This window comes from Butyrivibrio proteoclasticus P6B7 (assembly GCF_000622085.1).
Lineage (GTDB): Bacteria > Bacillota > Clostridia > Lachnospirales > Lachnospiraceae > Butyrivibrio > Butyrivibrio proteoclasticus_A.
This window is the reverse complement of record NZ_JHWL01000014.1, coordinates 62,670-84,465: the sequence shown is the minus strand read 5'-3', so window position 1 is coordinate 84,465 and position 21,796 is coordinate 62,670. Positions and strand designations below refer to the sequence as shown.

Genomic DNA, 21,796 nt, shown 5'->3' with positions numbered 1-21,796 from the left:
TTTACTTCTGGTTAAATGGAGGATTTTACGGCTCTATATTCATTTTTTGCAAAAAAGATGTAGAGAATTTTTCAGGCCAACGTCTTTATATTTGATTTAATAGAAAAAGCAGTAAGGATTTGGAGTTGGTGAACTAAACTAGTTACAAGTATACTGCTAGAAAACAGAAAACTTGTTTTTAGCAGTAAGATCAGGCGTACAAAAGTTGACCACAAGCTAATTGGCGAGATTCAGTACTGCTTAAATAGTAAAAATAAAGATATAGACGTAGCACATTTTTTTCTTGGCATCCAAAATTTAAAAAGCTCTAAAAAAGCCGTAAACTCTGGGGAATGTATATTACCATTCGCCATGCGCGCCAATCTGAAATCATCCTGCATGGCTCGTTATATCCGAACATAATGCTCCACAACACCTCGACAAATCCCAATTTATCAGTACAATTAGAAACTAAGTAGTGCAGTAGGTAACGATGCTACCTACTGCATTTTTTGACTGTATTTTTGTGAGGAGAATAAAAATGAGACTAATCTTTGTAAGGCACGGAGAGCCTGACTACGCCAATGATTGCTTGACTGAAAACGGCGTTATACAGGCTAAGGCAACTGCTAAAAGGCTTCAGCATGAGAATATCAAAGCTATCTATTCATCACCTAATGGCAGAGCCAAACAGACAGCTTCATATACTGCACAGGATCATGGACTTGATGTAGAGGTCCTTGATTTCATGCATGAGATAGGCTGGGGAGATAAAAGAGAAAACGCTGACATCTTACCAGACAAGATCCCATACGATGGTCATCCCTGGACTTTAGGATATCAGCTTCTTAATGAGCATCCGGAGCTTGCTGGAAGTGATGACTGGATGAATCATCATTATTTCAAGGATAATCTTTGCCTTGACCACTACAAGGTAGTGGCTGACGGCATTGATGAATTCCTTACAAGGTATGGCCTTCACAGAGAGGGTAAGCTCTACTATACAGAGGAAGATAACGATGACACCATAGCTCTTTTTGCTCATGGAGGATCTGGGGCGGTTATGTTGTCCCATGTTCTGAGCCTTCCATTTCCATTTGTTCTTACAGCGCTTCCTTACGGAGTCTGCTCAGTAACAACACTTGCATTCTTTAGAGAGACCGGAAATCTTGTCCTTCCAAGAATTGAAATCTTCAATGATATGGCCCACGTAGAGAACTTCAATCCTGGCAAACTGTTCTTCGGGAATTGAGAGGCGTTGTTACCATTCACAGTTTCAGCTATCTCTATAATCCCCAGGCAGCCCACAGGTTCCATTTTGCGTCGAATTCCATCGCCGAGATTTAAGGCATCCTAAAAGGTACCCCAAAATCCTACGAATTAAAAACTCGGCTCAGCCAGGGAATTTCAAAGGCAGGCTGTTTTAATACTCGCGAGCGTCTCAAAAAGTGCCATTTTCTGATGCTCCAACGCAGCCTTTACAGCGCATGCGTGCGATTGTCTGAAGCAGGGCGTTAAGATCATATAACATGGCAAGCCCGCAAAGCGGGCATTAAGGCAAAAGAAAAAGCGATATTCCAAGCTCAGCGAGTTTGGAAATATCGCTTTTATTTTTGCCTATGGAGCTGGGCTCCAATTGCCATGTTGTATGATCCGCCCTGCAAGTTTATCGCCAAAGCATGCGCCATAAAGAAAGGCTGCGGGAGCACCTTAGAAAATGTTGTACTTTTTGACCACGAGTGATATTAAAACACCTGCCGTGAAATCCCGGGGCTGAGCCTCAGACACTAATTCGTGAACAGGATTTCGGGGTACTTTTGGGACGATCTTAAATGGCGGCTCTTCCGTACACCGCAAAATGAAACCTGTGGGCTGCCTGGGAATATACAGACTTCCTAAAATGTGAATGGTAACGAACCGTTGACATTGACCCTGATAATGGGATATATTATAATGACTTGTGTAAAAATACGCCCAGATTAAGGGGGATTCTATAATATGGTCTGCAGTATGACTGGCTTCGGAAGAAGCGAAGTTACAGAGGGACAGCGCAAGTATATTGTTGAGCTTAAGTCTGTAAACAATCGTTATCTTGATATCAACATCAAGATGCCTAAGAAGTTCAATGCATTTGAATCAGCAATTCGTTCAGAATTAAAAGGGTATATGAAAAGGGGTAAGGTAGACGTATTTATTTCCTACGAGGATTATTCCGAGTCGGAGACAAGAGTTAAGTACAACAAGGCTCTTGCCAGTGAGTACTATGCCTATCTTAAGGAAATGGCCGAGGATTTTGGCCTTGATAATGACATAAGGATTTCTTCTCTTTCCAAGTTCCCAGAGGTGTTTACTATGGAAGAGGAAGAGCTTGATGAGGATGAGGTTTGGAACGGTCTTAAAAAAGCTATCAATGAAGCTGGTAAGCAGTTCCTCGATTCCAGAATAAGAGAAGGTGAGTTCCTTTCCAAGGATCTTACTGAGAAGCTTGATGTTATGAAAGAGAATGTTGAGTACATCTCAGAGCGTTCTCCAGAGATTATCAAGGAGTACAAGACTAAGCTTCGTGAGAAGATTCAGGATCTTCTTGAAGATAAGCAGGTTGATGAGAACAGACTTGCTATGGAGGTTACTCTTTACGCAGATAAGGTTTGCGTAGATGAGGAGATCACAAGACTTCGCAGCCACATTGAGGCTACAAGGGATGCCCTTATTCAGGGTGATGACAAAGAGGGAATTGGTAGAAAGCTTGATTTCCTTGCACAGGAAATGAATAGAGAGGCCAATACTATTCTTTCCAAATCTACTGATCTTAAGATATCTGACAGAGGAATTGCTCTTAAGACAGATATTGAGAAGGTCAGAGAACAGATTCAGAATATAGAGTAATTGTTTTTAAGAGGAGATTAAGTGAGTAAGTTTATTCACATTGGATTTGGCAATATCGTTAATGCTGACAAGATCATAAGTGTTGTAAGTCCTGAGGCTGCACCAATTAAGCGTATGATCCAGAAATCCAAAGAGGATGGCAACAGCGTCGATGCTACATCAGGACGTAAGACTAAGGCTGTTCTGGTTATGGAGAATGGAATGCTTGTTTTGTCTGCTCTTTTACCAGAAACAATTTGTTCAAGAGTTCAGTCAGAGAGTGAGAGTGTTGCAGATGAAACGTAAAGGTATTATAATTGTTGTCTCGGGTTTCTCGGGAGCCGGCAAGGGCACTATTATGAAGGCTCTTACAGCCAAGTATGATGATTATGCATTATCAATTTCCGCTACTACCAGAGATCCAAGACCTGGTGAAGAGAACGGAAGAGAATATTTCTTCGTATCTAATGAAGAATTTGAGAAGCTTATTAAAGAGAATGGACTTATCGAGCACGCAGGCTATGTTAACCACTACTACGGTACACCTCGTAAGTTTGTAGAGGATAAGCTTTCCCAGGGAATTGATGTTATCTTAGAGATTGAGATACAGGGTGCGCTCCAGATCAAGGAGCAGTATCAGGATGCAGTTCTTTTATTCGTAATGCCACCTTCAGCTGCTGAGCTTAGGAACAGACTTAAGGGCAGAGGCACTGAGACTGATGAGGTTATTGCTCAGAGACTTCAGAGAGCAAGAGATGAAGCAGTGGGAATTGAGAACTACGATTACATTGTTATAAATGATAATCTGGATAGAGCAGTTGAACAGGTTCACGAAATCATTCAGTCAGCACATATGGCTCCATCCAGGAATCAGGAATTTATAAATACTATAAGAAATGAGCTTAATGAGTTATAATACTTATAAGCGTGTTTGCGGATAACCGCAGGAAAGGAATTAATATGATACATCCTTCATATGTTGATTTGATGAAAGTAGTTAACAAGGACGTTGAGGAAGGCGAAGAGCCAGTAATCAGCTCAAGATATTCTGTAGTTATGGCTACAGCTAAGAGAGCTAGACAGATCATCGCTGGTGACGAGCCTATGGTTAAGGTTAAGGATAAGCAGAAGCCTCTTTCAATTGCTGTAGATGAGATGAACCAGGAGACACTTAGAATCCTTACAGATGAAGAGAAGGAAGCTATGTATGCATCTCTTGAGGAAGAGACTCAGGAAGAAGAGAGCACAGAGAACGAGTAATATATGAGAATTTTATTTGTGTCACTTGGATGTGACAAGAACAGAGTTGACACCGAGGTTATGCTTGGAAGTTTAGCTAGCCGAGGCTACAGCTTTACAGATGATGAAGATGAAGCAGAAGCAGCAGTTGTTAACACCTGCTGCTTTATCAATGATGCCAAAGAGGAGAGTATCAACACTATCCTTGAACTTTCAGAACGTCGTAAGAGCGGTCAGCTCAAGGCTCTTATCGTAACTGGATGTCTTGCACAGCGCTACAAGGAAAAGATCCAGAACGAGATTCCTGAAGTTGATGCTATCCTTGGTATTTCATCCACAGACAAGATCCTTGATTCATTGGATGAAGTATTAGCCAGCAAGAAAACTTATCTTCACAAGAATTATTTTGATGATATCAACAGAAAGCCTGTGGGCGGACTTAAACGTGTTATTACCACAGGAGGTCTTTTTAATTATCTTAAGATTGCAGAGGGCTGCGATAAACGCTGTACCTATTGCATAATTCCCAAGGTGAGAGGTTCATATAGAAGTGTTCCTATGGAACAGCTTTTGGAGGATGCAAGGAATCTGGCAGAAGCTGGTGTTACTGAGCTTATTTTGGTTGCTCAGGAGACTACACTTTATGGAACTGACCTCTACGGAGAGAAGAAGCTTCCAGAGCTTTTAAGAGAGCTTTGTAAGATAGATGGCTTTAAATGGATAAGAGTTCTTTACTGTTATCCAGAGGAAATCACTAAGGAACTGGTTCAGGTTATTAAGGAAGAGCCTAAGATCTGTCATTATCTGGATATTCCTATTCAGTCAGGTTCAGACAGAATCCTTAAGCTTATGGGACGTAAGACCAACAACGCCCAGATAAGAGAGCTTGTAGCCTACCTTAGAAAAGAGATCCCTGATATCTGCATCAGAACTACACTTATCAGCGGATTCCCATCAGAGACCTATGATGACCACAGACAGACTTATAATCTTGTAAGAGATCTTAAGTTTGACAGACTTGGCGTATTTACCTATTCTCAGGAAGAGGACACACCAGCTGCCACAATGCCAGATCAGCTTACAGAAAGAGCTAAGGTTGTCAGACGTAACAAGATCATGAGACTTCAGCAGGAGATAGCATTTGATGCTGCAAAGGCTATGATCGGTAAAAAGGTGGAAGCTGTTATTGAAGGCAGAATCACAGATGCTGATGATTCTGAAGGCTATTCATATGTGGCAAGAACCTACAAGGATGCGCCAGATATTGATGGCTATGTGTTTGTGACCGGAGTTAAGAGAGAGCTTATGACTGGGGATTATATCAAGGTTCTCATTACCGGTTCTAATGAATATGATTTGATTGGGGAGGAAACCAAATGAATTTACCAAACAAGCTTACAGTATTAAGAGTTATTCTCATTCCATTTTTTGTATTCTTTCTTTTGTTCAACCCTGAAAATGATATGTTTAAATGGATTGCTCTTGGAATCTTTATCGTTGCTTCACTTACAGATATGTTAGATGGCAAGATTGCAAGAAAGTATAATCTTATAACTGACTTTGGCAAATTCATGGACCCTCTTGCAGATAAGCTGCTGGTTTGCAGCGCTATGATCGGCCTTATCGAGCTTGGCCGTATTCCTTCATGGATTGTTATTGTGATAATTGCAAGAGAGTTCGTTATAAGCGGATTCAGACTTATCGCTGCAGACAACGGTAGAGTTATCGCAGCTAGTTACTGGGGCAAGTTTAAGACAACTTTCCAGATGATCATGGTTATTCTTATGATCGCTAATCTTGGAGAGATGCTTCCTTGGTACAATCTGCTTACTCAGGTGATCATGTGGATCGCCCTTGCGCTTACTATCATTTCTCTTATTGATTACCTTATCAAGAATAAGGATGTCATGAGCGGAGATATGTAAGGCTTTTGATGTTATTGTTTTGTTTTTTAGTAGTAAAGAGAGTTTTATGAGTAAAGATTTAGAAAAAGATATTGAAGAAGCAAAGATTCGTTACGACGAGTCAGGACTTGACGAAAGGATTATTAAGGCAGTCACTGAAATGGGATTTGAGTACATGTCTCCAATTCAGAAGGCTGCTATTCCTGTTATGATGGAGGGTAAGGACCTTATAGGTCAGGCCCAGACTGGAACAGGTAAGACAGCGGCATTTGGTATTCCGCTTTTGCAGAGAATTGACCCAGAGAATAAGCACCTTCAGGCTGTTGTTCTCTGCCCTACAAGAGAGCTTGCAATGCAGGCTGCTGATGATATCAGAGATTTTGCTAAGTATATGCATGGCATTAAGGTTCTGGCTGTATACGGTGGTCAGGATATTTCAAGACAGATCAGAGCTCTTTCTGCTGGAGTTCAGATCGTTGTTGGTACTCCAGGTCGTGTCATGGATCACATGCGCAGACACACCATGAAGATGAAGGACGTTAAGGTTATCGTCCTTGACGAAGCAGATGAGATGCTTGATATGGGCTTTAGAGAGGACATTGAGACAGTCCTTAAGCAGATGCCTGAGGAGAGACAGACAGCTCTTTTCTCAGCTACAATGCCTGAGCCTATTCTTAGAATCACAAGAACTTATCAGAAGGATGCTGAATACATCAAGATGACTCCTAAGGAGATCACTGTAGCTGCTATCGATCAGGCTTACTATAGAGTTCCTCAGAAACTTAAGGAGGACGTCCTTTTAAGACTTATGGATTACTATAATCCATCAAGAAGCCTTATTTTCTGCAACACTAAGAGAATGGTTGATACACTTGCAGAGAGTCTTAAGGGAAAGGGCTATCTTGCAGATGGTCTTCACGGAGACCTTTCACAGAACCAGAGAGATACAGTAATGAATCTCTTTAGAAGCGGCAGGATCAATATCCTTATCGCTACTGATGTGGCAGCAAGAGGTATTGATGTAAGCGGCGTTGAGGCTGTATTTAACTTCGATATTCCTGAGGATATCGAGTATTACGTTCATAGAATCGGAAGAACCGGAAGAGCCGGTAAGAGCGGTAGATCCTTTACTCTTGTTGGCGGCAGAGAGATGTACAAGCTCCGCGAGATTGAGAAGGTATGCCATACTAAGATTGAGGAGAGAAAGGTTCCTTCAGCTAAGGAGATCACTAGAGCTAAGTCCCAGAAGGTATTTGGCGAAGTTATCGATATTATCGAGAATGGCGATATTTCATCAGCTCTTGAGTTTGTAAATCAGAAGGTTGAAGAGGGCGAGTACACTGCAGAGCAGCTTGCAGCCGGCTTCATGAAGCTCAAGATGGGCGATGATATTCAGGATCTTGTTCTTTTTGAAAAGAGCGAGAGAAGATCAGGAGACCGCAGATTCTCAGGTCGCAGACGTGACGACAGACGCGATGATTCCAGACGCTCAGACAGAAGGCGCGGAGATGGAAAGCGCAGTGAAGGTAGACGCGGCGAAGGTAAGCGCGGCGAGAGATCCTTTGGTGATAAGAAGAACGGTGAAAAGAGCTATGGCGAGAGAAAGAGCCGTGGCGACAAGAAGTTCGGTGATAGAAAGCCAAGAGATAGAAAGCCTAAGCAGGTAGCTAAGGAGACTGGTCTTGATGAGGCTCTTATCGAGAGCATCAAGAGAGACAGAAAGAAGTCAGGCGCTGATAATAATTCTCAGACAAAGTCTTCTAACTTCAGAACCAAAGAGCATAAGAAGAGCGACGGTTTTGAGAATGTAGGCCGTATCAATATTAAGGGAGAGGGAAGCACTAAGTCCTGGTACATGGGCGAAGATACCAACACTATGGATGTTTCCAAGTCAGAGAAGAAGAAAATCAAATCTGAGAACAAGAAAAGAAGTATTGATTACTTGCAGGATATGAGCGATTTTGTAATGGAGAGCTTTGGTAAGCGCAAGAAATAAAGGGGGCAATTATGAGACGTGCAAGAGCTAAGCTTTTTAATATGGTCAGCACAGGAGTCATTGATGAACCTATCAACAGACTCTATGATGCCATCAGTATTATTGCTCTTGCCCTGAATCTGTTTGCCGCATTTGCTATAACATTTGATTACATGGAGGAGCACTATAAAGGGCTCCTCCTTGCTATTGAAGCAGTTACCACCTTCTTCTTTATGGTGGACTATGTTTTACGTCTGTTTACTGCTCCTGAGCTTTATCCCAAGGTGTCAGACAAGAGGGCGTATCTTCAGTACATCTTATCCTTTGCTGGATTGGTAGATCTTTTATCATTCCTGCCATACTATCTGCCAGTGTTCTTCCCGGCAGGTTCCACTGTATTTAGAATGTTCAGAATAGCCAGGATCCTAAGGCTTTTTAGGATCAATTCCTATTATGATCAGCTCAATGTAATTACAGAGATCATCGTAAGTAAGAGCCAGCAGCTTCTTGCATCAGTATTTATCATTATCATACTGATGATGGCAGCTTCTCTTTGCATGTATAGTGTTGAACATGAGGCTCAGCCTGAAGTATTTGAGAATGCCTTTTCCGGAATTTGGTGGTCTGCATCGACGCTACTAACGGTGGGCTATGGAGATATTTACCCCGTCACCATAATGGGTAAGATACTGGGTATTATCATAAGCTTTTTGGGAGTCGGCATGGTTGCCATACCTACAGGTATTATTTCCGCTGGATTCGTGGAACAGTACCAGAAACTTAAGACTATTGGTAGTCTTGCAGAGGAAGAGAATATCCATTTCATCAGAGTTAAGCTTCAAGAGCATGATAAATGGGTTGGCAAGAAGATCAATGAGCTGGCTATTCCAAAGGATATTATGATAGTAGCCATTCAGAGGAAGAATGAGACTATTATCCCAAGGGGCGATGCTATCCTTGAAAAGAACGATATGATAGTTATGTGCGCTGAGAAGACTAAGGATGTTCAGCCTATTGACCTTAAGGAGATTGTGATAAATGAGGGCCATTCCTGGAATGGAAAGGCTATTAGAGATCTTGATATTTCAAGACAGAGCTTTATCTTCATGGTAAGACGTAAGGGAAAAGCCATTGTTCCTAGGGGCTCCCTTGTTATCAAGGCCCAGGATACAGTTCTTTTATATGAAAAGCATGTTAGAAATGAAAATGTTTAAAGGATTTATGTTTTATGTTTAGTTTGGAACAAAAGAGAAAAGTATTAAAAGAGACAGATTTATTCGTGCTTGATATGGATGGCACCTTTTATCTTGAGAATGATATTCTTGATGGATCACTGGATTTTCTTGAGGCTGTAAAGGCTTCAGGTAAGGACTATATCTTTTTTACCAATAATTCATCTACTTCTCCAAAGCTCTATATTGAGAAGCTTGCAAGGATGAACTGCCATATTGGAAGAGACAAGATCATGACTTCCGGAGATGTTATGATCCGCTATCTTAAGAGTAATTACCCTGGCAAAAGCGTGTATCTTCTTGGAACGAAAGCTCTGGAAGAGACCTTTGAAGAGGAGGGCATAGCTCTTTTTAACAGAGAGAATAAAGAGGCAGATCTTAATAATATTCCTGATATCGTGGTTGTGGGATTTGATAAGACTCTGACCTATGAGAAGCTGACTAATGCTTGCACTTATATTAGAAACGGTGCGCTGTTCCTTGCTACTCACCTTGATATTAACTGTCCTGTTAAGGACGGTTTCATCCCGGACTGCGGTGCTATTTGCGCAGCCATAGGTCTTTCTACAGGAAAAGAACCAAAATACGTAGGAAAGCCCTTTAAAGAGACTGTAGATATGGTGGTGGATGCTACAGGTGTTGCCAAGGAGGCTATTACCTTCGTGGGAGACAGAATCTACACTGACGTGGCAACAGGAGTTAAGAACGGAGCCAAGGGAGTTTTGGTTCTTACTGGGGAAGCTGGCGTTTCTGATATTGATAAATCTGATGTTAAACCAGATGCTGTATATGACTCCATCAAGGAAATGGGGCAACATTTGACAGAAATGTTGAAAAACTGACACAAACAAGGATAATCCGTAGACACTGCGGATTATTTTTTTTACAATTACAGTGATTTATTACTTTTGGAGGTATGAGGGACTATGAAGATTGCACTTATCAATGAAAATAGCCAGGCTGCCAAGAATGAGATGATTTATAACGCTCTTAAGAAGGTGGCTGATAAAAAGGGGTTCGAGGTATTTAACTACGGAATGTATTCTGCTGAGGACAAAGCTCAGCTTACATATGTTCAGAATGGTATCTTAGCATGTGTTCTTCTTAATTCCGGCGCTGTTGATTATGTTATCACAGGCTGCGGAACAGGTGAGGGCGCTATGCTTGCCTGCAACAGCTTCCCAGGAGTTATTTGCGGACATGTAACAGATCCACTTGATGCATATACATTTGCTCAGATCAACGACGGTAATGCAATTTCTATGAACTTCGCGCTTAAGTCAGGTTGGGGCGCTGAGCTTAATCTTGAGTATACCTTTGAGAAGCTCTTTTCTGAGGAATCAGGACAGGGCTATCCTAGAGAAAGAGCTGTTCCAGAGCAGCGCAACAAGAGAATTCTCGACGAGGTAAAGAAGGTTACTTATAATCAGGACGTTGTAGATATTCTTAATAAGCTTGATCCAGAGCTGGTTAAGGGAGCTCTTTCCGGTGAACACTTCCTTGAGTATTTCGATGCTAATGCAAAGGATGAGAGAATCAAAGAGGCAGTTCACAATATTTTAAAATAAGACCCACTTGGTCCTGCAGGTGTAAAAGCCTGTGGGATTTTTTTTCACCAGGATAAATTAGATCAAAAAATAATCTTCAAAGAAGGCTCAAAAACTAAAACTGTGGTCTTTATGTAAAGCATTTATCCGTGGTATAATATTTCAGATTAATGTTACACAAGATTTTTTGAAAGAGAAGGTTTTAAGGAAATTGGGTTACAACAAATCTGGGGGTAGACACGGAAAAAGGCGTGTCGTTAGAAAAAAAGGCAAAAAATTAAATTTGATCAAAATTCTGGCAATGGTCCTGGGAACAGCAGTGGCCGTTGTTCTTGTTTTCGCCATCTACAATCAGCTTCCTTTCGTTAAGGTAAGCAAGGCAATTGCAGCTGGTGACAAATATTCTGAAAGTGCAGATTACGAGTCAGCTATCGACTATTATTCCAAGGCAATCAATATTGATTCCGGTTCTGTAACAGCTTATTGCAACATGGCTGGTGCATATCTTAGCATGGATGATGCTGAGTCTGCCAAGCAGATTCTTTATAAGGGCTGGCAGAATACCTCTAATGAGGGACTTCTGGACAATTATCACACAGTTATCCTTAATCAGGCTGTTAGTGATATGAATTCCGGTAAGACAGATCTTTCTACAGTAATGTCTATCGTATCTGTTCTGGAAGAGGATCCTACTAACGAATCTGCAGTAGAGCTTCTTAATTCTGCTTACAGCAGATGCTTTACTGATTCATATTCTGAGGACACCAACTGCCTCTTTAGAGCTGATTATATCAGTGCTGAGGCTAGAGATGCCGGTGCTAAGACCTACACCTTTGAGGAGTACAAGACTATCGTAGAGAAGCTTGTATCAGTTTATACTGCTAATCCTAATGATGCCCTTAAAGAGGTGGTTCTTAAGTATGCGGTTCCTGGAAGTAGTTCTTTTACCCTTAACTGTTCTGATGTAGAGGGCTATTCTCAGCTTATTGCCAGCGTTGAAGGCAGCGTTGGAACTAATGAGGAGATCGCTACCTTCAAGGAGTGCTTATCCAATTCTGTAGAGGTTCTTTCAGTATTTGACGGCATTTTCCAGCAGCTTGATGTTGGTAATGTAGATGAGCTCAGAGATTTTATTGTTACTGATGAGTATATCAGTCTTCGTGATGTTTTCCTTAACCATCAGGAGACTGTTCAGGAGAATACAACATATATTCCTATCAGCAGAGAGGCTATGATCCTTGAGCAGAAGGATGGTTCATGGCAGTACAGATTCCTTGACTTTGATGAGAATCCTACAACCAAGGGTGTCATCACTGTTTGGGCTAATTTCTTTGAGGATGATGAGGTTCAGAGAACTGCTATTTCTTACGAACCACAGGCTATTGAGGACAATTATTATCCTCACACCAAGTACACAGTTACTTATCTTTACAGCTATATCACATCTGGCGGATCTACTAAGGTTGCCAAGATGAATTACAGACTAGATACATCAATCACAACTCAGGACGGCGAGATCAATTCAACTGTTGTTGGAGACTGGGGCGGGCCTAATGAGTGGGTTATGGATATCGATACTATCGAGTCCAGGATCAGGGCATAATTATGGCAGGTACAGACAGAGAACCTAAATGTGTGATCATTTCTGCCGGATCCTTTACTCCTGTAAGCATTTCTCTTGAAGAGGGAGATTACTGTATTGCCTGTGATGCGGGCTTTATGTATGCAGAGCAGATAGGGATTCTGCCTGATCTTATAGTTGGAGACTTTGATTCCACTTCTGAGCATGGAGAGATGGCCATCAGAAGCCTTCAGGAGATTGCAGAGAGTGATCCTGACAGAATTGTAAGACTTGATATTAAGAAGGATGATACTGATACCATTAAGGCTGTTAAGATAGGTCTTTCTAAGGGTTATAGGAAGTTCTATCTCTACGGAGCCCTTGGTGGTGGTAGGTTTGATCATTCCATTGCCAATATTCAGACTCTTTTATTCATAAAAAGAAATGGTGGCAAGGGCTATATTATGGATGCGGACAGGGTTCTGACAGTTGTTGAGAATGAGACCATCAGGTTCCATCGCGGTAATACGGGCTTTCTTTCTATCTTTTCACTGGGAGATAAGGCTAAGGGCGTTACCTTAAAGGGCCTTATGTACACCATGGAAAACGGTGTTATTTCCAATGATTTTCCCCTTGGAGTCAGTAATGAGTTTATAATAGATGAAGAGGCGGAGATTACCGTAGAGGACGGCGCTCTTTTAGTTGTCCTTGAATTTGACAGTTGAGATTAGAATGGGTTATATCGTTATCTGGTTCAATACTGGAGATTAGGTATGATTTGTTTATTAGCTAGATTTTTTATCAAAGATTATAAATCGGTCAAGTTACCAAAAGTAAGGCAAGGTTATGGCATTATCAGTGGATTGTCAGGCATTGCCTTTAATATTTTTCTGTTTATTTCCAAGTTCTTTGCTGGAATCATCAGTGGTTCCATATCTATAACAGGAGATGCCTTCAATAACCTGTCGGATGCGGCTTCCTCCATTGTGACTCTGGTTGGCTTTAAGCTTTCCGGTGAAGAGGCTGATGCTCAGCATCCCTTTGGGCACGGACGCGTTGAGTACATTTCCGGGCTTATCGTATCTCTTTTTATCATTATCATGGGCTTTGAGCTGGGCCAGACCTCCATTAAGAAGATCATTACACCAGTAAAGGTTGAATTTAACGCCGTTGTGGCAGTTATTCTCATTATCTCTATTGTTATCAAGCTCATTATGTTCCAAGGCAATCTCCAGGCTTCTAAGCTGATTGAGAGCGCTGCCCTTAGATCCACGGCCCTTGATAGCATTTCAGATGTGTTTACTACTTCCATAGTTCTTTTATCAAATGTATTTGCCTATTATACTGGTATCAACGTGGATGGCTATTTCGGCGTTCTGGTGGGTTTTTTTATCATTAAGACTGGTTTTGGCGCTGCCAAGGATACCATCAGTCCTTTGCTTGGAGAGCCTCCCAGCCGCGAGTTTGTAGATGATGTAAAAAGAACTGTCCTTTCCCACAAGGAGATTCTAGGCGTTCACGATCTTATGGTCCACAACTACGGACCTAGCAGAATTATCATGTCTCTGCACGTTGAGGTTCCAGCGGAAGAGGACATTATCACTATTCATGATATAATTGATGACATTGAGAATGAGCTGAGGCAGGAATATCACTGCACAGCCGTTATACATATGGATCCTGTTGCCACAGCAGATGAGGAGACCTTGGAACTTCGGGGGAAGGTTGGGGATATCCTTTCTGAACTGGGAAAAGAGCTGTCTTTCCATGATTTTAGGATTATTCATCATGGTGACGGTAATAAGAGGATCTCTTTTGACGTATCTGTTCCCTACAAGTTTGAGAAAAATGATGACGAGATCAGGGAATACCTTGAGAATCACATTTTGGAGCTTCAGCCAGGGGCAGATCTAGATATTACGGTAGATAAGACGGAGGATTGAATATGAAAATATTTGGGGAAATAAAGCAGGATTTTAAGAATGCTGTGTCGGAACATTTGATTTCCATGGTGTTATTTCTGCTGGCTATGATCTGTGCAGCTTTTTATATTGATGCTTTTAACAACTCCAGGTCACATTTACTCAGGGCTTTTGAATATGTTATCACATTTACTTTAATTGGAGCGTCTATGAGCGTTCTTCTATGTGAGAATATCCATCACTGTTTTAAAAACTCAGGTATTATAAAGACTATTATCAGCATTATCATACTCATTGTTGGTATCTTTGATACTTTCATACTGGCTTTTGTTAACAATTATACGTTCTATGATCTTGTATGGCCTGATGATGAGCTTTCAAAGAGTGGGGTTATTAATATTATCTATGATATTAGCATAGTTGTTTATGTTTCCTATATTGCTTTAATTCTATATTTCTTTTATAAGCAAAGCGGTGAAGAGTTTGAAAGTTACGTGGCTAAGGCTTTTTGTGGAGTTATGAAAGCAGAGATTTTGTATTTCATTATTGCCATTGGATCTATGCTTATTTTGGGAGCAATAGATGTTCTTATATCTGATTTTGCAGAATTTGAGCTTTATGCGGTAGTACAAGTGATTCTGTTGGGGCTGGTGGCGTTTCCGTGCGGCCTTATTGGATTGTCCAAGACGCAGAATGAGATAAGTAGGTTTGGTAAGGCAGTGATTGGATATGTGTTTACAGCTCTTTTAGCAATTGCTTTTCTGATCATATATATTTACATAATTAAGATTCTTGTTACTTGGACATTCCCTAAAAATGAGGTATTTACTATACTTGCAGTCATGTTTTCCTTTGGCTTGTTTATTTGGACAATGGCTATGGGCTGTGTTAATGAAAGTCTTAAGAAGCCGATTGCATGTATGCCATTCTTTTTCATGCCATTTATTATCCTTCAGATAATTTGCGTTTCAATGAGAATTAGGCAGTATGGATTTACAAGCAGTAGATACTTTGGTGTTGCTTTTATTGTGTTTGAATTGATCTATAGCGGAGTTTATATCTATAAGTTTGTTGTAAAGAAAGACATCATGGGGCTTACCCTTATAATCATTTCCATTATGAGCTTTCTTATGTTGCTTGCACCATTTGTAAATGTTCATAGCGTTGTTTTTGCATCTCAGAAGGCTAATATTGAGAAATATCTTGTTAATAAGGATACAGAAGACGAAGAGATTTTGAAAAATGCATATGAATCCTATAAAGCAATATCTAATGATGGTGGTTTCCAGGGCCAAAGGTATCTTGATAAAAATATGAGTCAGGAAGATGTAGATATCGTTAATGGAAGCGCTGCAGCTAGCCAACGTGAATGGTATTACATTGGTTCATATTCAAATGCTCAGGAAATAGATGTTGCGGGTTATAGCAAGCTTATATTTGTTCATGCAGATAGACGCGGAGAGGATCTTCTTAATTCAGATCTTCAGCATATTGATATTTATTCAAGCAAAGACGAAGAGTTTATTGGAACTGTTGATATTAAGGATATAGCTAATGAGCTGGTTGATATTGATAAAAAAGATGTGGAATATGATATAAAAAATGAGATGGAAAAAGAGCTTCTATCTAATGTTCTTGTAACTTTTGAAGGCGATACATTCGTGATCACGGATATCAGTTTTAATGCCTATGAAGATAGTAAGGGTATTCATGTTCTTGTGCTTGATATGGAAGGCTACATCCTCAAAAATTAACTTTTTGTTAAATGCTTGTCAGACCCTGTGTAATTGAGATATACTATCCAAGGACAAATAATATATGTTTATGGTGCCGCGTAGATACTTGCAGGCATTAGAATGGAGGATATATAAATGAGAGGTTCTAAACCAACAGTTCTTTTGATTCTTGATGGATATGGACTTAACGATAATCCAGAGGGAAACGCTATTGCTATGGCTAAGACTCCAGTAATGGACGGTCTTATGAAGGATTACCCTTTTGTAAAGGGCTATGCTTCAGGTCTTGCAGTTGGTCTTCCTGACGGACAGATGGGTAACTCAGAGGTTGGACACATGAACATGGGTGCTGGCCGTATTGTTTACCAGGAGCTTACAAGAATTACTAAGTCTATCGAGGATGGCGATTTCTTCACTAATGAGGGCCTTATGGCTGCAATCGGTAACTGCAAGGAGAAGAATTCAGCACTTCACCTCTATGGACTTGTTTCTGATGGTGGTGTACACAGCCACATTACACATATTTATGGTCTTTTAGAGCTTGCTAAGAAGAGCGGCCTTGATAAGGTTTACGTTCACTGCTTCCTTGATGGTAGAGATACTCCACCTGAGTCAGGTATCGATTTCGTTCAGCAGCTTGAAGATAAGATGAAAGAGCTTGGCGTTGGTGCCATCGCTTCAATTTCTGGCCGTTACTATGCAATGGACAGAGATAACAACTATGATCGTGTTGAGGTTGCTTACAACGCACTTACAAAGGGCGAGGGTAACAAGGCTAATTCTGCACACGAGTGCATGGTTGAGTCTTATAAGAATGGTAAGACAGATGAGTTCGTAATCCCAACAGTTATCATGAAGAATGGTGAGCCTGTTGCTACTATTAAGGATGGCGACTCAATCATTTTCTACAACTTCCGTCCTGACAGAGCAAGAGAGATCACACATTGCTTCTGCGATGACGAGTTTGATAAGTTTAACAGAGGAGCTAGACTTGATGTAACTTATGTTTGCTTCACAGATTATGATCCTCTTATTCCTAATAAGGAAGTTGCATTTAAGAAGGTTCTTCTTAACAACACATTTGGTGAGTGGCTTGCAGCTAAGGGCATGAAGCAGGCTAGAATCGCTGAGACAGAGAAGTATGCTCATGTAACATTCTTCTTCAATGGCGGTGTTGAGCAGCCTAACGAGGGTGAGGACAGAGTACTTGTTAACTCTCCTAAGGATGTAGCTACATATGACCTTAAGCCTCAGATGAGCGCTCCAGAGGTTTGTGAGAAGATCGTTAACGCCATCAACTCTCAGGAGTACGATGTTGTTATCGCTAACTTCGCTAACCCAGATATGGTTGGTCATACAGGTGTTATCCCAGCTGCTGTTAAGGCTATCGAAGTTGTAGATGAGTGCGTTGGTAAGGTTGTTGAGGCTGTTAAGGCTCAGAACGGAACAATGTTCATCTGCGCAGACCATGGTAATGCTGATATGATGATTGATTATGAGACAGGAGAGCCTTGGACAGCTCATACTACAAATCCTGTTCCATTTATCCTTGTTAACTATGATCCTGCATACACTCTTAAGGAGGGCGGATGCCTTGCTGACATCATTCCTACACTTATCGAGTGCATGGGTGAGGAGCAGCCTGCAGAGATGACAGGTAAGTCTCTTCTTATCAAGAAGTAATGAGGCTTTATAGAACAACTCGTTGACGATAGAACACAAATATGATACATTTATATTTGCTTGTAATTTAGATATTTATGTGTCGGGAGGTTGGTTTCGTGACTGTAATTAATTATGTTGTTGGTGTAGTATTTATGATTATTTGCGTTGCACTTGTTGTGCTTGTACTTGCTCAGGAGGGTAAGAACCAGGGACTTGGTGCAATTCAGGGATCAGTTGAGAATACTTATTGGAGCAAGAATAAGGGTCGTTCTAGAGAAGGAATTCTTAAAAAGATTACATGTGGTTTAGCAGTATTATTTATTGTTATTTCATTAGTACTTAACATGAATCTGTTCTGATCTAAATGTTTTACGTTGACTAGGCACTCTTGTATAGAGTGCCTTTTTTCTTAATCTTTGAGAGGATCTATGAGTAAAGGTAAGAAACTAAAGAGAGTAACAGAACTTAATATATACGACAAGAGCAAACTGATAGTTGGTACCTTTATTGCCAATGCCAGAGGTTTTGGCTTTGTTGAAGTAGAAGATCTTGAGGATGATATCTTTATCCCGGAAGAGTATGTTCACGGCGCTTTTCACAGTGATACTGTTGAGGTTGAGCTTTTGCCTGTATCTACAGGTAAGAGACAGGAGGGACGTATCAGGAATATCCTGGTAAGAGGCCTTGAAGAAGTTGTTGGTACTTATCAGGCTGAGAAGAACTTTGGTTTTGTGGTTCCAGATAATGGCAAGATCACCAGTGATATCTTTATCCCTATTGAGCACCATGGTAACGCGGTTACAGGTGATAAGGTCGTTGTTAAGATAACAGATTATGGCGATGCCCTTAAGAGGCGTAAGCCTGAGGGCAAGGTCAAGGAGGTTATAGGTAACATCAATGATCCTGGCGTTGATATTCTTTCAATCGTCAAGGGCTATGATATTCCCTATGAATTCCCTGAAAAGGTTATTAATCAGGCTAACAGATGTCCCGAGGCTATTCTTGAAGCTGACTTTTATGGCAGAGAGGACCTTCGCGACGTTCAGATGGTAACAATAGATGGCGAGGATGCTAAGGACCTGGATGATGCAGTAAGCCTTTCAATTGATGAGAAAGGTCTTTTCCATTTAGGCGTACATATTGCGGACGTTACTAATTACGTGCAGGAGAGCTCAGCTCTTGATAGGGAGGCTCTTAAGAGAGGTACCAGTGTGTATCTGGTAGACAGGGTTATCCCTATGCTTCCTCATAGGCTTTCCAATGGTATCTGTTCACTTAATCACGGTGAGGATAGACTTGCGCTTAGCTGCCTTATGACGATTGATAAGGACGGCAACATTGTTGACCATGATATCAAGGAGACTGTCATCAATGTCAATGAGAGGATGAGCTATACCTCTGTTGCCAAGATTTTGGCAGATAAGGACCCGGAAGAGACAGCTAAGTATAAAGAGCTTGTGCCTATGTTTGAGGACATGGCAAGGCTTTCCAAGATTCTTAGAGAAAAGAGAGAAAAGAAGGGTGCCATCGACTTTGATTTTGCAGAGACCAAGATCATTCTCGATAAAGAAGGCAACCCCATAGATATAGTTCCTCATGAGAGAAATGTGGCAACCAAGCTTATTGAGGACTTCATGCTTGCTGCCAACCAGACAGTGGCTGAGCATTTCTATTTTATGCAGAGCCCATTTGTCTACAGAATACATGAGCAGCCAGATCCTGAGAAGATAAGCACTCTGTCAGCTTTTGTGTCCAACTTTGGTCACCATATCAAGACCAGGAAGGATGAGGGCGTTAAACCAAAAGAGCTGCAAAAGCTCCTTAAGGGCATTGAGGGCACTAAGGAAGAAGCCGTTATCAGCAGAATGGCTCTTAGAAGCATGATGCAGGCTAAATACAGCACTGAGTGTACTGGACATTTTGGCCTAGCCTTTGACTATTATTGTCACTTTACGTCTCCAATCAGACGTTACCCTGATCTTCAGATCCATAGGATCATCAAGGACCATTTAAGAGGCAGAATGAATGCTCAGAAGGCTTCTCACTACGAGGAGATTCTCGATGAAGTAGCTAAGCATTCCTCAGAGACTGAGAGAAGAGCTGAAGAGGCTGAAAGAGAGACTGATAAGCTTAAGAAGGCTCAGTACATGGAGAATCATATTGGTGAGAGTTTTGAAGGAATTGTTTCAGGGGTTACAGCCTGGGGACTTTTTGTAGAGCTTGAGAATTCCTGCGAAGGAATGGTGAGAGCTGCTTATATGCTTGATGACTTCTATGTTTATGATGAGAACGCAATGAAACTTGTGGGTGAGAGAACCCATAAGGAATATACAATTGGCCAGAAGGTCATGGTCAGAGTAACTGGAGCTGACAGGATCACTAAGTCCATTGATTTTAGGATCATTACTGGAGATGAGACTGAAGAGGACGATGAGAACTATGAGAGATTTACTTCTTTTGAGGTTCCAAAGGCTAAGAAAGTAGCTGAGGAAAGAGCTAACAAGGTCAGAAGGCTCAGTCAGATTGCTGCAGGTATTGAGGTAGAAGAGGAAGAAGAGAAGCCTAAAAAGAAGAAAAAGGACTCTGGAAGAAAGGTTTACAAGGTCCATAAATATAAGAAGTCTGCCACCAGTAAGGCAGCCAGAAGCTCCCAGAAAAAGGGCAGACGCAAAAAGAAATAACAGATTAGGAAAGAAATAAGATGGCAGAAGATACAGCTAGAAAACTAATTGCTAATAACAAAAAAGCTTATCATGATTATTTCATTGAAGAAAAATATGAGGCTGGCATTGAGCTCTTTGGTACTGAGGTTAAATCCATAAGGCAGGGCAAATGCAGTATTAAAGAGGCCTGGATAAGTATTGATAAGGGAGAAGCCTTTATTATGGGCATGAATGTAAGCCCATATGAGAAGGGTAACATCTTTAATAAGGATCCCCTTAGAGTTAAAAAGCTCCTTCTTCACAAGGCTGAGATAAGAAAGCTTGAACAGCAGAAGATGGTTCAGGGCTACACTCTGGTTCCTTTAGAGGTTTACTTCAAGAATGGCAAGGTTAAGGTTGAAGTTGGTCTTGCAAAGGGTAAGAAGCTCTATGATAAGAGAGCTGATATGGCTAAGAAGGACCAGCAGAGAGAGGCTGAGAAGGAATTTAAGCTCAAGTTCAAGTAATCACTGACTTTTTTGATGTTTTAACTAATAGTATATTGTAAATAGTTGCTGATGCCGATATAATGGTAAGGCAACTTAATAAGGGTTAGTAAAGGTTTCGACAGGGATTTTGAAGCTGGAGAAGCTATCCGCAGGACGGTGCGTTAAACCTCAAATTAAAATTAAACGCTGAAGATAATTTAGCACTCGCTGCCTAAGCGCAGCCCGTCAGCCTAAGTGCACCTACACATTTAGTAACTGGCGTCAAACTTTGTAGGAAACGACATGGCTTAAGCTTTGCGGTCATGGTCGTATCATGAAGCTACCGATTATCCTTGATTGTCAATTATCGGGGATATGAGGGAACAGGAATGCAGAATTCCAGAATAATTGACTACGATAGTAGAAGTACAGGGGATGAATTTTTGGACGCGGGTTCGACTCCCGCCTAATCCATTTTGGCGAAAGAGCATCGGACTATGATTCGATGTGATTAAAGGGGGATTTTCTTTTTACCATTTGCATTAAAAACAAGGAGATGTATGGAAAATGAGGAAATCAAAAAGAGTTGTAGCAATCGCTTTTGCAGTGGTTCTTATGATGACAACTGCTGGATGTGGTGCTAAAAAGGGGACATGTGAAGCTTGCGGAAAGACAGCTGTATTATACAGATTTACAGCTACAGCTAGTCTGTTAGGCTACAGTGAGAGCACTTCAGCAGATATCTGTAAGGATTGTCTTGAGGAAGCTAAGAAGGCTGCTGATGAGCAGGGCCTTGGTATTACATCTTATACTTACGAGAAAATTGATTGATTTAAAGTGGCGATTTACAAATAGGAAGCTTAGGCTTCCTATTTTTTTGTAATAAAAAATATTAAAAATATCAGATGGCATGCAACATTTTATGGGGGCCATTTGTATTTAAGTATAGAAGCGGAAAAACTATTTTGTTGCTTGTATTTTCTTCAATAAAAAGGTATACTCAATTGGAAATTTTCGCTTTTTAGCGTTAATATACTAGGG

General features: G+C 41.0%; 20 protein-coding genes and 1 other RNA gene. All 21 read left to right on the top strand.

The features are described 5' to 3' along the window. Positions 1-520: 520 nt before the first annotated feature. A complete protein-coding gene (locus T541_RS0111195; RefSeq protein ID WP_026652823.1) occupies positions 521-1,231 on the top strand; it encodes a histidine phosphatase family protein in 711 nt (236 codons plus the stop codon). Positions 1,232-1,977: 746 nt separating this feature from the next. Continuing rightward, positions 1,978-2,865: a YicC/YloC family endoribonuclease gene (locus T541_RS0111190; protein WP_026652822.1), complete on the top strand. Its 888-nt coding sequence runs from the start codon at positions 1,978-1,980 to the stop codon at positions 2,863-2,865. Between the two features lie 21 nt (positions 2,866-2,886). Next, complete coding sequence (locus tag T541_RS0111185) at positions 2,887-3,150, top strand: DUF370 domain-containing protein (protein ID WP_026652821.1); 264 nt, start codon at positions 2,887-2,889, stop codon at positions 3,148-3,150. After that, complete coding sequence (gene gmk / locus T541_RS0111180) at positions 3,140-3,760, top strand: guanylate kinase (protein WP_026652820.1); 621 nt, start codon at positions 3,140-3,142, stop codon at positions 3,758-3,760. Before T541_RS0111185 ends, gmk begins: the two co-directional genes overlap by 11 nt. A gap of 44 nt (positions 3,761-3,804) precedes the next feature. Further along, complete coding sequence (rpoZ, locus tag T541_RS0111175; protein ID WP_026652819.1) at positions 3,805-4,104, top strand: DNA-directed RNA polymerase subunit omega; 300 nt, start codon at positions 3,805-3,807, stop codon at positions 4,102-4,104. A 3-nt stretch (positions 4,105-4,107) separates the two neighbouring features. Further along, positions 4,108-5,463, top strand: a complete 1,356-nt coding sequence (gene rimO / locus T541_RS0111170) for a 30S ribosomal protein S12 methylthiotransferase RimO (RefSeq protein WP_026652818.1) — start codon at positions 4,108-4,110, stop codon at positions 5,461-5,463. After that, a complete protein-coding gene (pgsA, locus tag T541_RS0111165) occupies positions 5,460-6,008 on the top strand; it encodes a CDP-diacylglycerol--glycerol-3-phosphate 3-phosphatidyltransferase (protein ID WP_026652817.1) in 549 nt (182 codons plus the stop codon). Before rimO ends, pgsA begins: the two co-directional genes overlap by 4 nt. 46 nt (positions 6,009-6,054) lie before the next feature. Further along, positions 6,055-7,983, top strand: coding sequence for a DEAD/DEAH box helicase (locus T541_RS19425; RefSeq protein ID WP_197025168.1), 1,929 nt, complete (start codon positions 6,055-6,057; stop codon positions 7,981-7,983). 11 nt (positions 7,984-7,994) lie between these two features. After that, entirely contained in the window at positions 7,995-9,176 is a 1,182-nt protein-coding gene (locus T541_RS0111155) for an ion transporter (RefSeq protein ID WP_034466865.1), read from the top strand. A gap of 14 nt (positions 9,177-9,190) precedes the next feature. Continuing rightward, positions 9,191-10,036 (top strand): HAD-IIA family hydrolase, encoded by an 846-nt coding sequence (locus T541_RS0111150; protein WP_034466862.1) that lies wholly within the window; start codon positions 9,191-9,193, stop codon positions 10,034-10,036. A gap of 84 nt (positions 10,037-10,120) precedes the next feature. Beyond that, the gene (locus tag T541_RS0111145) at positions 10,121-10,762 is read left to right on the top strand and encodes an RpiB/LacA/LacB family sugar-phosphate isomerase (protein WP_026652813.1); all 642 of its coding nucleotides are present in this window, start codon (positions 10,121-10,123) and stop codon (positions 10,760-10,762) included. Between the two features lie 262 nt (positions 10,763-11,024). After that, positions 11,025-12,344 (top strand): tetratricopeptide repeat protein, encoded by a 1,320-nt coding sequence (locus tag T541_RS0111140; RefSeq protein ID WP_034466859.1) that lies wholly within the window; start codon positions 11,025-11,027, stop codon positions 12,342-12,344. A gap of 2 nt (positions 12,345-12,346) precedes the next feature. Beyond that, positions 12,347-13,027 (top strand): thiamine diphosphokinase, encoded by a 681-nt coding sequence (locus tag T541_RS19420; RefSeq protein ID WP_034466855.1) that lies wholly within the window; start codon positions 12,347-12,349, stop codon positions 13,025-13,027. 48 nt (positions 13,028-13,075) lie between these two features. After that, positions 13,076-14,245 (top strand): cation diffusion facilitator family transporter, encoded by a 1,170-nt coding sequence (locus T541_RS0111130; protein WP_026652811.1) that lies wholly within the window; start codon positions 13,076-13,078, stop codon positions 14,243-14,245. Positions 14,246-14,247: 2 nt separating this feature from the next. Then, complete coding sequence (locus T541_RS0111125; protein WP_026652810.1) at positions 14,248-15,978, top strand: DUF4153 domain-containing protein; 1,731 nt, start codon at positions 14,248-14,250, stop codon at positions 15,976-15,978. Between the two features lie 117 nt (positions 15,979-16,095). After that, entirely contained in the window at positions 16,096-17,643 is a 1,548-nt protein-coding gene (gene gpmI / locus T541_RS0111120) for a 2,3-bisphosphoglycerate-independent phosphoglycerate mutase (RefSeq protein ID WP_026652809.1), read from the top strand. A 98-nt stretch (positions 17,644-17,741) separates the two neighbouring features. After that, positions 17,742-17,984 (top strand): preprotein translocase subunit SecG, encoded by a 243-nt coding sequence (gene secG, locus T541_RS0111115; RefSeq protein WP_026652808.1) that lies wholly within the window; start codon positions 17,742-17,744, stop codon positions 17,982-17,984. Positions 17,985-18,053: 69 nt separating this feature from the next. After that, the gene (gene rnr, locus T541_RS0111110; protein ID WP_026652807.1) at positions 18,054-20,306 is read left to right on the top strand and encodes a ribonuclease R; all 2,253 of its coding nucleotides are present in this window, start codon (positions 18,054-18,056) and stop codon (positions 20,304-20,306) included. A 20-nt stretch (positions 20,307-20,326) separates the two neighbouring features. Beyond that, entirely contained in the window at positions 20,327-20,794 is a 468-nt protein-coding gene (gene smpB / locus T541_RS0111105; RefSeq protein WP_026652806.1) for an SsrA-binding protein SmpB, read from the top strand. An 82-nt stretch (positions 20,795-20,876) separates the two neighbouring features. Continuing rightward, positions 20,877-21,232, top strand: a transfer-messenger RNA (tmRNA) gene (ssrA, locus tag T541_RS21140). Between the two features lie 90 nt (positions 21,233-21,322). Then, positions 21,323-21,586 carry a hypothetical protein gene (locus tag T541_RS0111100; protein WP_026652805.1) on the top strand — a complete coding sequence of 88 codons (264 nt, stop codon included), beginning with the start codon at positions 21,323-21,325 and terminating at the stop codon, positions 21,584-21,586. Positions 21,587-21,796: the final 210 nt, after the last annotated feature.

Coding starts and splice junctions, on each gene's coding strand:
- pgsA (WP_026652817.1), top strand. CDS start 5,460: ATGAATTTACCAAACAAGCTTACAGTATTAAGAGTTATTCTCATTCCA.
- rnr (WP_026652807.1), top strand. CDS start 18,054: ATGAGTAAAGGTAAGAAACTAAAGAGAGTAACAGAACTTAATATATAC.
- T541_RS0111190 (WP_026652822.1), top strand. CDS start 1,978: ATGGTCTGCAGTATGACTGGCTTCGGAAGAAGCGAAGTTACAGAGGGA.
- T541_RS0111155 (WP_034466865.1), top strand. CDS start 7,995: ATGAGACGTGCAAGAGCTAAGCTTTTTAATATGGTCAGCACAGGAGTC.
- smpB (WP_026652806.1), top strand. CDS start 20,327: ATGGCAGAAGATACAGCTAGAAAACTAATTGCTAATAACAAAAAAGCT.
- rpoZ (WP_026652819.1), top strand. CDS start 3,805: ATGATACATCCTTCATATGTTGATTTGATGAAAGTAGTTAACAAGGAC.
- T541_RS19420 (WP_034466855.1), top strand. CDS start 12,347: ATGGCAGGTACAGACAGAGAACCTAAATGTGTGATCATTTCTGCCGGA.
- rimO (WP_026652818.1), top strand. CDS start 4,108: ATGAGAATTTTATTTGTGTCACTTGGATGTGACAAGAACAGAGTTGAC.
- T541_RS19425 (WP_197025168.1), top strand. CDS start 6,055: ATGAGTAAAGATTTAGAAAAAGATATTGAAGAAGCAAAGATTCGTTAC.
- gmk (WP_026652820.1), top strand. CDS start 3,140: ATGAAACGTAAAGGTATTATAATTGTTGTCTCGGGTTTCTCGGGAGCC.
- gpmI (WP_026652809.1), top strand. CDS start 16,096: ATGAGAGGTTCTAAACCAACAGTTCTTTTGATTCTTGATGGATATGGA.
- T541_RS0111100 (WP_026652805.1), top strand. CDS start 21,323: ATGAGGAAATCAAAAAGAGTTGTAGCAATCGCTTTTGCAGTGGTTCTT.
- T541_RS0111195 (WP_026652823.1), top strand. CDS start 521: ATGAGACTAATCTTTGTAAGGCACGGAGAGCCTGACTACGCCAATGAT.
- T541_RS0111150 (WP_034466862.1), top strand. CDS start 9,191: ATGTTTAGTTTGGAACAAAAGAGAAAAGTATTAAAAGAGACAGATTTA.
- T541_RS0111125 (WP_026652810.1), top strand. CDS start 14,248: ATGAAAATATTTGGGGAAATAAAGCAGGATTTTAAGAATGCTGTGTCG.
- T541_RS0111145 (WP_026652813.1), top strand. CDS start 10,121: ATGAAGATTGCACTTATCAATGAAAATAGCCAGGCTGCCAAGAATGAG.
- T541_RS0111130 (WP_026652811.1), top strand. CDS start 13,076: ATGATTTGTTTATTAGCTAGATTTTTTATCAAAGATTATAAATCGGTC.